At 49.0% G+C, this 12,773-nt stretch carries 12 protein-coding genes and 1 pseudogene; 11 read left to right on the top strand and 2 right to left on the bottom strand.

Features of this window, described 5'->3' with window-relative positions:
- Positions 1–54: 54 nt before the first annotated feature.
- From DFP97_RS01190 to DFP97_RS01220, 7 genes and pseudogenes are all read left to right on the top strand, one after another.
- On the top strand, positions 55–645 hold the full coding sequence (locus DFP97_RS01190; RefSeq protein WP_114378330.1) for a beta-class carbonic anhydrase: 591 nt from the start codon (positions 55–57) through the stop codon (positions 643–645).
- A complete protein-coding gene (locus DFP97_RS01195) occupies positions 642–2,417 on the top strand; it encodes a SulP family inorganic anion transporter (protein WP_114378141.1) in 1,776 nt (591 codons plus the stop codon). Before DFP97_RS01190 ends, DFP97_RS01195 begins: the two co-directional genes overlap by 4 nt.
- A 43-nt stretch (positions 2,418–2,460) precedes the next feature.
- Positions 2,461–2,613, top strand: a pseudogene (locus DFP97_RS01200) (NAD(P)/FAD-dependent oxidoreductase); the annotation flags it as partial.
- 35 nt (positions 2,614–2,648) lie between these two features.
- Positions 2,649–3,818 (top strand): phytase, encoded by a 1,170-nt coding sequence (locus tag DFP97_RS01205; RefSeq protein ID WP_114378142.1) that lies wholly within the window; start codon positions 2,649–2,651, stop codon positions 3,816–3,818.
- A gap of 226 nt (positions 3,819–4,044) precedes the next feature.
- Positions 4,045–5,124: a DUF3048 domain-containing protein gene (locus DFP97_RS01210; protein ID WP_114378143.1), complete on the top strand. Its 1,080-nt coding sequence runs from the start codon at positions 4,045–4,047 to the stop codon at positions 5,122–5,124.
- Positions 5,125–5,346: 222 nt separating this feature from the next.
- A complete protein-coding gene (locus DFP97_RS01215; protein WP_114378144.1) occupies positions 5,347–5,958 on the top strand; it encodes a DUF47 domain-containing protein in 612 nt (203 codons plus the stop codon).
- A gap of 23 nt (positions 5,959–5,981) precedes the next feature.
- On the top strand, positions 5,982–6,977 hold the full coding sequence (locus DFP97_RS01220; RefSeq protein ID WP_114378145.1) for an inorganic phosphate transporter: 996 nt from the start codon (positions 5,982–5,984) through the stop codon (positions 6,975–6,977).
- 756 nt (positions 6,978–7,733) lie between these two features.
- Here DFP97_RS01220 and DFP97_RS01225 read toward each other — a convergent pair.
- On the bottom strand, positions 7,734–7,985 hold the full coding sequence (locus DFP97_RS01225) for a hypothetical protein (protein ID WP_114378146.1): 252 nt from the start codon (positions 7,983–7,985) through the stop codon (positions 7,734–7,736).
- Positions 7,986–8,219: 234 nt separating this feature from the next.
- Positions 8,220–8,753 carry a hypothetical protein gene (locus DFP97_RS01230; protein WP_114378147.1) on the bottom strand — a complete coding sequence of 178 codons (534 nt, stop codon included), beginning with the start codon at positions 8,751–8,753 and terminating at the stop codon, positions 8,220–8,222.
- Positions 8,754–9,087: 334 nt separating this feature from the next.
- On the opposite strand from DFP97_RS01230, the gene DFP97_RS01235 reads away from it, so the two are divergent.
- The 4 genes from DFP97_RS01235 to rlmD all read left to right on the top strand — a co-directional run bounded on the left by DFP97_RS01235 (position 9,088) and on the right by rlmD (position 12,754).
- The gene (locus tag DFP97_RS01235; RefSeq protein WP_028612369.1) at positions 9,088–9,378 is read left to right on the top strand and encodes a YerC/YecD family TrpR-related protein; all 291 of its coding nucleotides are present in this window, start codon (positions 9,088–9,090) and stop codon (positions 9,376–9,378) included.
- Positions 9,379–9,388: 10 nt separating this feature from the next.
- Complete coding sequence (locus tag DFP97_RS01240; protein WP_114378148.1) at positions 9,389–10,171, top strand: sirohydrochlorin chelatase; 783 nt, start codon at positions 9,389–9,391, stop codon at positions 10,169–10,171.
- A gap of 42 nt (positions 10,172–10,213) precedes the next feature.
- Positions 10,214–11,128, top strand: coding sequence for a diacylglycerol kinase (locus DFP97_RS01245; RefSeq protein WP_114378149.1), 915 nt, complete (start codon positions 10,214–10,216; stop codon positions 11,126–11,128).
- 117 nt (positions 11,129–11,245) lie between these two features.
- Complete coding sequence (rlmD, locus tag DFP97_RS01250) at positions 11,246–12,754, top strand: 23S rRNA (uracil(1939)-C(5))-methyltransferase RlmD (RefSeq protein WP_114378150.1); 1,509 nt, start codon at positions 11,246–11,248, stop codon at positions 12,752–12,754.
- Positions 12,755–12,773 lie beyond the last annotated feature (19 nt).

The following is a 12,773-nucleotide window of genomic DNA, read 5'->3' on the forward strand; positions in this document are numbered from 1 at the left end:
GGTACCGGTCAAAAAATATAAGCGAATGGTTGGAGGGAATTTAAGGTGAGAGAAATCGGCAACTTGTCGCAAATTTTGCATGACAACGAGAGTTTTATTGACAACAAAGGGTATGAGAAGTACCAAACGACCAAATATCCGGACAAACGCATGGTCATCCTTGCATGCATGGACACGCGATTGGTCGGGCTCCTGGAGAAGTCAATGGGCATCGAACAAGGTCAGGCGATTATTGTGCGGGTGGCGGGAGCGCAAATCAGGCACCCGTTCGGTTCCATCATGCAATCGATTCTTGTCGCAATCCATATGCTGAAGGCGGAGGAAGTCGTGGTCGTCGGTCATCATGATTGCGGTATGCAATGTGCGACGAAGCAAGCTTTTGTCGAAAAGTTAACAGAGAACGGGGTTTCCGAGTTCAATATTCGTATGGCCGAGCATTCCGGATTCAAGCTTGATCAATGGCTGGAGAAGTTCGATAACGTGTATGATAGCGTTCAGCAATCTGTTTCGATGATTGCCAATCATCCATTTCTGTCCGAGATTGGCATTCCGGTTCATGGCCTCGTCATTGACCCGCACACCGGGAAATTGGAACTGGTTGTGAACGGAGACCAACAAGAGTTGAAGATGGAGGGAATCAAATGATTCGCCAATTTCTCGGTCTCGACCGGTTTGAAGGCTACTCGATCGGAAATTTCCAGAAAGATCTTGTGGCCGGATTAATTGTCGGAATCGTCGCCATTCCGCTGGCCATGGCATTTGCCATTAATTCCGGGGTGAAGCCGGAATACGGGATTTATACCGCGATCATTGGAGGTATCCTGTGCTCGCTGCTCGGCGGCTCGAAATTTTCAATCAGCGGTCCTACCGGGGCATTTGTCCCGATTTTATTCGGAATTACGATGATGTACGGATATGAAAATTTGATTATAGCCGGATTCATGGCAGGGGTCATGCTCTTGCTCATGGGCTTGCTGCGGATTGGAACCATCATCAAGTTTTTTCCCAAACCCGTAACGATCGGTTTCACCACGGGAATCGCCGTCATCATTTTCTCGGGGCAGATTACGGATTTTCTCGGTCTGAGCAATGTGAAGAAGCATGAAATGTTTCATGAAAATATGCAGGAAATCTTCCTGCATCTGAACACGATCAATGGGTTCAGCTTTTTGACTGCGGGCATTTGTTTAACGGTTATCATTCTGGCGATGAAGTTTTTGCCGAAGATTCCCGGTGCGCTGCTGGGACTGCTCGTGTCCACTTTGGTCGCCACGTTTTTGTACCCGGATCAAGTCGCGACCATCGGTTCCAAATTCGGGGGGATTCCCAGTACACTGCCCAGCCTTCAAATGCCGCAGATCGATTCGGGCAAGATTCTGGAACTGATTCCAGCGGCTTTCACCATTGCCATGCTTGGGGCGATCGAATCGCTGCTCTGCGCTGTTGTAGCCGATGGAATGACGGGCAGCAAACATAATAGCAATCGGGAGTTAATCGGGCAGGGTATCGCCAATATGATCATCCCGTTGTTCGGAGGGATTGCGGCCACCGGAGCGATCGCCAGGACGGCCACAAACATTAAAAACGGCGGAAAATCTCCGCTGTCAGGCATTATCCATGGCTTGGTCGTTCTCTCCGTACTGGTGCTTCTCGCGCCATTCGCCTCGCTGATTCCGATGGCTAGCATGGCGCCGATCCTGATGGTCGTGGCCTGGAACATGAGCGAACGTAAGGAATTCGCGCACATTCTGAAACTCAAATCGTACGATTCCATCGTGATGGTGGCCACATTCTTGTTAACGGTGTTCGTCGATTTGACGGCTGCAGTGGAAGTCGGTCTGGTGCTCGCGATCATTCTGTTTATCAAGCAGATGAATGCCACCCATTCCGTCACCAAAGTATTGCCGGATAAGCAATTCAACAAAGTTATGCCTGATCATAAGGCTCAAGGAAACGGGTGCCCGCAAACCAGCATCTTCACGCTGGAGGGTCCGCTCTTTTTCGCGACAACCCAGGCGCTTGAAAACTCCGTCTCGAAAGAACTCCTGTCAGGTCCGAAAACGGTTCTGCTTCGCATGAGTAAGGTTCCTTATCTCGACATAAGCGGCGAAGCCGTACTAGCAAGCATTGTCAAACAGGTTCATCAAAAAGGCGTGACTCTGCAAATATCCGGGATTCGCGAACAGCCGAAAAAATTGATGGTCAAAACCGGATTGTATGAGGAAATCGGCGAGAAGCGGTTTTTTGAACATACGGGTGAAGCGATCGATGATTCGTTTAGCCGGCTTGATTTGAACAAATGCAAGGGTTGCAAACATTTCGCCTTCCAGGAATGTACCGTGCTATCCAATCCACAGAAGCCTATTTCCCTGGGGATGAAAGGAATAGAAAAAGAAAAGGAACTCGTCTTGACCTGATCATAACAATCAGATTCACGATCTGAGAAAGGATTTACATGTTATGAGAAATCTTGTTATTCTCGGCGGTGGATATGGCGGTTTGTCTGCCGCCGTCAAATTGCTAGGAGGATACATTCCGGATGACGTAATGATCATCCTGATTGACCGAATGCCTTATCAAGGACTGAAAACGGAGTATTACGCGCTTGCATCCATACTAAAATACTAAAACATTTGGGAGGCTGAACAATGAATAATCTTTCAAAAACCATTTCAATATCTATTCTAACTGCTAGTGTCCTTTTCTCATCATGGGTCGGAGTCACGTATGCGGACGATATTTACAATAATTTTACGATTACTGCTGATGACGAAACAACGCCTGTACAAACGAGTGACGATGCTGCTGATGATCCTGCCATCTGGGTTCACCCCATTGATACGAGCAAAAGCAAACTTATCACCACGAATAAAAAGTCCGGCCTCATTGTTTACGACCTGGATGGAAACCAAATTCAATCGTATCCGTTTGGTGAATTAAACAATGTTGATTTACGATACAATTTCCCGCTCAGCGGTAAAAATATTGATATCGTTGGGGCTACTAACCGTTCGGAAGGCAAAAACACGATAGAAATCTATTCTTTCAATGGCAATACCGGCGAGTTGCAAAACATTATCGACCCTGAACAGCCAATCCAATCAGATGTGAGTGAAGTATACGGCTACAGCTTCTATCATAGTCTTAAGACCGGAAAGTTCTATGCCATGCTGACAGGAAAAGATGGAGGATTTGAGCAATACGAATTGATAGATAACGGAAAAGGAAAAGTGCAGGGTAAAAAAGTCCGTCAGTTTAAACTTCCGACTCAAACAGAAGGCATGGTCGCAGATGACGAATACGGCAAACTGTACATCGGTGAGGAAGATTCAGCGATATGGAAATTCATTGCTGAACCTGATGGCGGCAGCCAAGGAACAATCGTAGATCGCGCCGACGGCAATCATTTGACTGCTGATATTGAAGGACTAACTATTTATTATGGGGAAGACGGCGAAGGTTACTTGATAGCTTCGAGTCAAGGTAACAATACGTATGCTATCTATGACCGTGAAGAGGATAATGAATATATTAGAAGCTTCGCGATCGGTGATAATAACATCATTGATGGAACAAGCGATACGGATGGGATCGACGTAATTGGTTTCGGTCTTGGTAAAAAGTATCCATATGGAGTCTTTGTTGCTCAAGATGGTGAAAATGTTGATAATGGACAAGCAGTGAACCAAAACTTCAAAATTGTATCATGGAAAAAAATTGCAGATAAGATTGATGCTGATCTGGATTTTGACGATCAAGTGAATCCGCGTAAGCTGGAAGACCGGACCGATGACCTGGAAGATGGTAACGACGACTAGGGGTTTGGGGCTTAATATTTGATGGAATAACTCTAAACATCTCATGAAGAGGGACACCGGATTAATTACCGGTGTCTCTTTTAATTGACTCAAAAGATGTTTCCCGAAAAAAGCAACCGAGAATGAGCAACTTTTTTGTCGAGACAACCGTTAGAAATTGTGTTTAAATGGAAGTTAGGTGGAAGCGAATTCATTAAATTTATAGTGAAAAAAGGTAGGGTTGCTCATGGACAAACGAATGCGAGTTTCTATTGTCGCGATGCTGCTGTCAATTATTCTTTTAGTAACGGCGTGCAGCAGCAAAGGGGTCAATGAAACCCCTCAGGAAGCCGAGCAAACAGACGGACCAATTATCACTACAGAGCCTACGGAGCCTGTTACCGAACCGACACCGCTGCCTTATAAAGCGCCGCTTACAGGGTTAGGGAGTGCGTCCGAGGAGACAGCGCGACCGATCGTAGTCATGATTAACAACTTTGCAGCGGCACGTCCGCAATCTGGTCTTACGAATGCCGACGTCATGTGGGAAGTGCTGGCCGAAGGCGGAATTACGCGTTTAATCGCCGTGTTTCAAAGTTCAGATGCAGTAACGGATTCGATTGGTCCGATACGCAGTATTCGGCCCTATTTAATTGATATTGGCGATAGCTACGGGGCCGTTTTGGCTCATGCGGGCGCGAGCAATGACGGATATGATATTTTGCAGCATCAGGGCAAGCCTTATTTGGACGAAATATCGAATGCGGGCAGCTACTTCTGGAGAAGCAAGGAGCGCAAGGCGCCGCATAACTTGTATTCGAGCTTGGAGAAGCTGCGCGAGGGAGCCGGGAAGAAGAAGTACCGTTCGGATGTTGAAGTTCCTGCCTACACATTCGCAGATACCGGTTCATCGGAAGCTGGAGTACCGGCAACGAATATTACCATTTCGTTTTTGATGCAAGATTATAAAGTGGGGTACGCTTACGATGCAGCAAGCGGTTTGTATAAGCGTTCGATCGGGGACAAACCCCATATTGATATGAACAATGATCAGCAGCTGTCTGCCGCTAACTTGGTCGTACTTGGCGCTAACCATAAGACGCTCGATAACGCAGGACGGCTTGCGGTTGATTTGACGGATGGCGGTTCGGCGGTCCTGTTCCAGCAAGGCAAAGCCGTTGAAGCGGAATGGGTACGCAGTCCTGACGGCATGATTCGAATCGTAAAGAATGGAGCTGAGCTTCCATTCGTACCTGGCAAAACCTTTTTTCACATCGTTCCGAATAAGCCGACATTGGCAGAGCATGTCGTATGGGTTCAAAATTAGCTCATTGGAAATACTGTTAACAGACGTTAATGGATGAGCTTGCATAGGATGTAGAGGCGCAATCCCGTGACGGGATTGCGTCTTTTTTGCTTTTATTATGAAAATCTCAAAGTTTTCATAATTCCTTTACAATCTCTTAACAATTCAAAGCTAAACTGTGTTAAGATATTGTGGGCTCATAGCAGTGACGCCTAAACATCCAGTCGGGTAAAGGGGATTACGATGTTCAAGAAAAAGGATATTTTCTTTAAGACGTTTGAAGAAATGGCAGATGCGCTTGTTGAGGCGGTAGAGTATTTCGCCAAAGGCGTGTCGGATTTATCGGATGTTACAGCTTTCGCCAAAACTATGAAGGAATACGAAAGCAAATGCGACAAATACACGCATACGATCCTGAAGGAACTGAACAAAACGTTCATTACCCCGATCGAGCGCGAAGATATTATGGCGCTAACGACTTCTCTTGACGATGTGCTTGATGGTATTGAAGCATGCGCGTCGCGTTTTGAAATGTACAACATTCGTGAAAAGGATGAGTACATCACGTTGTTCGGGGATATTCTCGTTCGTTCGGCGCATCAGATCAAGAAAGCGATTTACTTACTTACTGAGAAAAAGCTGCTGGCTATTCGCGAGCCTAACATTGCGCTTAACGAGCTGGAAAACCAAGCTGATGATCTGCTCCGCGTTTGTATTAAGAGCTTGTTCGCTAACGTAACGGATCCGATTGAGCTGATGAAGCGCAAGGAGATTTATGAGATGCTGGAGCAAACGACCGACTTCTGCGAGGATGTAGCCAATACGCTGGAATCGATCATTATGCGTAACAGCTAACCTGGGGAGTAGGAGTCTTACTAATGGAATTAATCGTTCTATGGATTGTTGTGTTTCTGGCGCTTTCGTTTGATTTTATAAATGGATTTCACGATACGGCTAATGCCATTGCGACTTCGGTATCTACGCGAGCGTTAAAACCGCGGGTCGCCATCATTTTGGCAGCTGTCATGAATTTTGTCGGTGCGATTACGTTTACCGGCGTTGCGAAGACGATCGGAAAAGGCGTAGCCGATCCGACGAAATTAGAGCATGGAGTCGAAATCGTTATCGCTGCATTGATATCGGCTATTGTATGGAATCTCATTACATGGTGGTTCGGCATTCCGTCCTCCTCGTCGCATGCTTTGATCGGTTCATTGGCAGGCGCGGTTATCGGCGGAGCGGGCTTGGGAGCAATAAACGCCGAAGGCTTTATCGATATTATTAAAGCATTGCTTTTGTCTCCGTTGATTGCTTTCTCTGCAGGTTTCATTATTATGTGGATATTAAAGTTGATCTTTGCCAAGTCGAGTCCTCATCAGGTAAATAAGGGCTTTCGATTTGGCCAAATAGCAACGGCTGCATTCCAATCGTTCTCTCACGGTACGAATGATGCACAGAAGGCGATGGGTATTATTGTGTTCGCGCTCGTTGCGGCTGGCATTCAGGACACGACGGACGTTCCGCTTTGGGTTAAAATCTCCGCAGCGCTCGCGATGGCGCTCGGTACTTCGGTGGGCGGCTGGAAAATCATTAAGACGATGGGTACGAAAATTTTTAAAATCGAGCCAATTAACGGCTTCGCAGCTGATATTGGTTCTGCAGCGGTCATTCTGACGGCAACGATGATACATTTACCTGTAAGTACAACACATGTTATCACCTCGTCGATTCTCGGTGTCGGCAGCGCGAAGCGCTTCTCCGCCGTGAAATGGGGCGTCGCGGGACGGATAATCATCGCATGGGTGATCACGATTCCGATTACGGTGCTTATGGCAATGCTCTTCTACTGGTTGATTGACTTGTTTTTCTTGTAAGGGCTGGTTTGTTGGAGAGCATCGACCGCTTGGTGAGGCTGCATCTGAGTAGCTAGTGCTGAACTAGTTGAATCTAAATAGCTGAGAGTAAATAGCTGAATCTAAATAGCTGAGATTAAGAACAGTCGTGGCGAGGCAAACTCACTAAATTGTGAGCTTAATCTCACTAAATGAGCAGTTTTTTGAACTTTTCAATGAGATAGTGAGGAAAACCTCACTCGCCATGAACCTAGGTTCATGGGGAATGAGATTTACCTCACTATTTTTTGTGTTCCTAGAATTTCGGAGAGGATACAGAGAAGCTAGTCTCATTATTAGTGAGATTAACTTCAGTATTCAACTTTGAGCAGGTTTGGATGTAGTTTGAGCAAAGGAGCGCTGTGGAGAAAGAGTATCGAAGACCGCCGAAAATTGCAGCTATGCACATGATAGTAACAGTGTATGAGCTCAGCATGTGAATGTTACTTAGGTGCGCCGAACGAGTCGGTTGTGCATAGAAGAGTAACCTTTGCGAGTGAGCTAGTTGTAAGATGGTCATTTAGGTGCGCCGAATGAGCCGGCTTTGCATAGCAGAGTAACCTGTGAGGGGTGTGCTTGGTGTGCGATGGAGTGGGATATACACAATAAACTAACAGTTGTGTACAGCCGGGTATGCGGATGCTGACGAAGATTGTCGAAGGTTGCAGTTGTGCACATTCGGTAAGCTATAAAGGGGCAAAAACTTGAGTGTAGCTGTGGATAAACTGCTATTTCAGTCTATCCACAACGGAATAACTGCATTTGATGCAGGGTGAGAATGTGCATAAAAAAGAAGAGGTGGTTATCCTCTTCTGTTCTACTCAATTCGTCCACAAGTGCGCGCAGGCCTTCATAGTTGTAATCGAACGCCGACCCCCGTACCTGCTCAAGAAAGACGAGGGCGGACTTGTCCAGCTTACTGGGGTATGTGCCGCTTAGAGCTGCTTCATGATCATAAGCTTCAATAAAACGAACAGTATTAGGATGCATGCTTAACCCTCCTTCATTTGCCGGAAACGAAAACACCCCAATTGCGGCGCTAAGCGCTGCAATCGGGGTGTGCTTCACTCCAATAGATAAACTTATCATAACGTATAGAAATTGTTAGTACAAGTGAATCGGACTATGTGGGTATGTTTATACGACTAATATCTCGATGAGCGTTACACATGGGAGAGGGGAACGACGTAGCATCCACTTTTTCACTCTCGCCCATTCCCTAATCTACCGCGGGCGCTTCGGCTTCCGGCGGCGGCGGCCACCGTTGCCTGAGCTAGTGCTGGTTTTGCGGCGCTTCCGGCGTTTCGGCTTCCATTCGTCGCTGTCGTCCTCCGATACGCTCGCGGATTTTTTACCGAAGGAGCCCCAGAGTACTTTAACGAGCGGCGCCATTTGGGAGACGCTGGATACGACCTTCTGCACCTTTTGTACAGTTGAAACGATACCATCGATGCCGCCCATGCGGTCGACAAAGCCTTTGATCTCGGTTAAGTTGGGAAGAGAGAAGCCGCCTGCTTTGGCAGCAGGGGATGCAGTCGTTTCGACTAGCTCGGCTGTTGAAGTTTCGGCTATGGATACAGGAAGTAATTCCTGCGTTGGAGCAGCCGGCTCTATTGGTACCATAGTGGGAAGGTCGCCGCCAAAGTTAAAGCCGCCCGATTTTGCGCCCAACGATTGGTTAAGGCTTTGCCCTGGACGGTGGCCACCGTGCGGCGGGTAATGGTGGTTGCCTGTACCTGGGTTATTGCGATAGTACACACGGATCACAACCTTTTTTTATAATAGTCTATGGGGTAGGCGAACATACGGATTGGACGAATGTCCCGAGTGCGGATATTATTTCTAGATAAATGCCCTGTGCTTGTATGCTTCTCTGCCCCTAAAACGTGAGCGGCAGCTCTTCCGTCCTGTAAAGCGTGAATACGGTAATGTTTGAAAAAAACGTCCAAAAAAGCTACAATATTAGCATTAGTTTAAATATAAGAAAGTTTAAGTTCTATACTTATACGATGCTTATATTTGACCGCGAAACGTGTGCAACGCCACCAGGGGATGGCGTCAGACGTTTACGCTTGCATAGGAGTGAATGCGCATGCAGCTCAAAAAGCTGAACGATAAAGCAATAGATCAACTTTTCGAAGCGATTCTGACATTGAAATCGGTCGAAGAATGTTATGTCTTTTTTGATGATTTGTGCACGGTGAATGAAATTCAGTCGTTGTCGCAGCGGCTCGAGGTGGCGCGCATGCTCGGAAAGGGCAGCACGTACAACCAGATCGAAGCGGAGACGGGTGCCAGTACGGCAACGATCTCACGGGTGAAGCGCTGTTTGAATTACGGCAATGACGGGTATAAAATGGCTTTAGAGCGTCTTGGAAGGTAGGGCAGCAGCGATGAAGCCCGGCATTCTTGTTATTAGTCACGGCTCCAGAGAGCCGGAATGGGTGCAGCTGGTTGATGATGCGGTTGCTGCGGCAGCGGCTTCTCCGCGTCTATCAGGCGTTCCGGTCGTCTCGTCCTTTCTCGAGATCGTTGAGGGACGACTGATTCAGGACGGCATTGATACGCTGGAGCAGCAAGGTGTGACGGACCTGTATGTTGTACCGCTGTTTGTATCTTCAGGCAGTACCCATGTGGATGAGATCGGGCAAGCGTTCGGGCTTCCATGGGTATCGGATTTGGAAGGCGATCTTAGCACGTTCCGTGTTGCGGCAAAAGTGACCTACGGCCTGCCGATCGATGACGATCTGGAAATTGCCGAACTGCTTGTCGCGAATATAGCCGAACTGTCCACGGAGCCGGCGAAGGAAGCGCTGCTGCTTGTTGGTCATGGAAGCAAGGAAAACGTATTTCATGAGCGCTGGCAGCAGGGACTGACACGTCTCGGGGAGCGGCTTCGTGCGCTTGGCGGCTTTGCGCGCGCGGAGTACGCGATGCTGCTGCCAGATCAGGCGGCGGCGAAGCTTCAGGAGATGCAGACTAAGCATCCGGAGGAATCGGTCATTGTGGTGCCGCTGTTCTTGAGCCAGGGTTATTTTACGAATCATGTGATTCCGAAGCGACTCTCAGGGCTTACATACAGGTACAACGGGCGGGCGATGCTGCCTCATCCGGCGATTGAACGTTGGCTGGAGCGGCAAATAACAGGCTGGCTTGATCGAGCGCGTGAAAAATAGCATGTTCATTTTCATATATAAAGGTGTTAGGGGTGAACCGTAATGCCAATCAAACGGGCGAGACTTATTTACAACCCGACATCGGGACGAGAAGAAATGAAGAAGCGTCTGCCTGATATTTTGCAGCGGCTGGAGCGTGGCGGCATTGAGACAAGCTGTCACATGACGATCGGTGAAGGCGATGCTACACTGGCGGCAGCTGAAGCAGCTGATCGCGGCTATGATCTGATCATTGCTGCGGGCGGCGACGGAACGCTGTATGAAGTCATTAATGGCTTGACGGGAAAACCGAACCGGCCACCGCTTGGCATTTTGCCGCTGGGAACGACAAACGATTTTGCGCGGGCGATGGGCATTCCGAAGCATTGGGAGTATGCCATCGACCTGATTATTCAGCAATATACGCGGCCCATTGACGTCGGTAAGGCGAATGAACGTTATTTTATCAACATCGCCGGGGGCGGCTCCTTGACGGAGCTGACTTATGATGTACCGAGCAAGCTGAAGACGATGATTGGGCAGCTCGCTTATTATATGAAGGGTATGGAGAAAATGACCCGCCTTCGCCCGACCGAATTGACCCTTCAAGCGGCTGGGGTAGGTACCTTTCATGATGAGTTTATGATGTTCCTTATTTGCAACAGCAACTCGGTCGGCGGATTTGAGCGGCTCGCGCCGGACTCGAAGCTGGATGACGGACTGCTCGACGTGCTGCTTATCCGCAAGTGCAATCTGCCGGAGTTTATAAAGCTGGTCACGCTGGCGCTGCGCGGCGAGCATTTGAACGATCCTCATGTGATTCATTTCCGGACGGATGTATTGAAAGTAACGACGCCGGATTACGTGCAAATTAACCTCGATGGCGAATATGGCGGCGTTCTGCCGTGTACGTTCTCGGTGCTGCCGTCGCATTTGCATATTTTTGCGGATCAAACAGGCGAGTCCACATACCGGTAAGGTGCGGAGGGGTGCGGCTAAGTTCAAGGAAAATGCGGCTAATCGCACCGGATTAAGGGAATAATTGTTGATAGCAGCTTTTAGGAAATCGGATTGAAGATAGAGCGGAGAGAGTATATGCATAAAGGGAAAAGCAGAGGCGGCAGCCACAAAGGTAGACCGCGTAACGCAGCGGCTGCGGGCGAGCCGGTCAATGCGCCGTTTCAAAAAAATGAAGAAGTCACCGTCGATATTATCGGCCTGACGCATGACGGAGAAGGGGTGGGCCGCGCTGACGGCTTTACCCTTTTTATACAGGGAGCGCTTCCCGGAGAACGTGTGCGCGCGAAAGTGATGAAGGTGAAGAAGCAGTACGGATATGCTCGGCTCGAGGAAATGCTTGAAGCGAGTCCGGCGCGTGTGGAACCGCTTTGCGCTATTCATAAGGAGTGCGGCGGATGCCAGCTGCAGCACTTCGATTACCCGGCGCAGCTGGAGTGGAAGCGGCAGCATGTCGTTGACAACCTGGTCAGGATCGGTAAGCTGAAGGTTGCGGGGGAAGGCAGCCGTTTAGATGGAGAGGATGCTTCTGCTTCTGCTTCTGCTTCTGCTGGGATTATCGTTCATCGGACAATTGGAATGGACGAGCCATGGCGGTATCGGAATAAGGCAGCGGTTCCTGTAGGAGTTAGTTCGACGGATGGAGGATTGCTCGCAGGTTTTTATGCCCGCGGAAGCCATCGGATTATCGACATGGATGATTGCCTCATCCAGCATGAGCAAAATGACGAAGTCATTCGTGTCGTGAAGCGAATCGGGCGTGAGCTTGGCGTATCGCCTTACGATGAGGAGACTGGCCGCGGCGTGCTGCGCCATGTGATGGCGCGGACTGGCGTGGTGACAGGCGAGATCATGGTCGTATTGGTAACGAACAGCAAGAAGCTGCCTCAGGCTGATCAATGGGCCGAGCGCATCCGTCAGGATCTGCCCGGCGTGAAGAGTATCGTGCAAAACGTGAACGAGAAAAACACGAACGTAATATTTGGCGATGAGACTCGCGTACTTTGGGGCAGCGATGTGATCTATGATGATCTCGACGGGATTCGCTTCGCGATCTCGGCAAGATCGTTCTATCAGGTGAACCCAACTCAGACGGTAGAGCTTTACCGCAAAGCGGTAGAGTATGCCGGCTTGACCGGTTCGGAGACGGTTATCGACGCCTATTGCGGCATAGGAACCATATCGTTGTTCTTGGCGCGGCACGCGGGGAGAGTCTACGGCGTTGAAATCGTGCCGGAGGCGATTGAGGATGCATCGCGTAATGCGGAGCTGAACGGCATCAACAATGCTTCGTTTGAAGCGGGGCCTGCGGAGGTTGTGATTCCGCGCTGGCGTGAGGAAGGGATTACGGCGGATGTGATCGTCGTGGATCCGCCGCGCAAAGGCTGTGATCCTGCGCTGCTAGAGACGATTTTGGCTATGCAGCCGGAGCGGGTTGTATATGTGAGCTGTAATCCATCGACATTGGCGAGGGACTTGCGGGTGCTCGAGGATGGCGGGTATCGAACGGTGGAGGTTACGCCGGTGGATATGTTCCCGCATACGGTGCATGTGGAGTGTTGCTCACTGTTGGTCAGGCAAGACTAATAGTTGAGATGTATTGGCG

The organism is Paenibacillus prosopidis, from assembly GCF_003337375.1.
Lineage (GTDB): Bacteria > Bacillota > Bacilli > Paenibacillales > Paenibacillaceae > Pristimantibacillus > Pristimantibacillus prosopidis.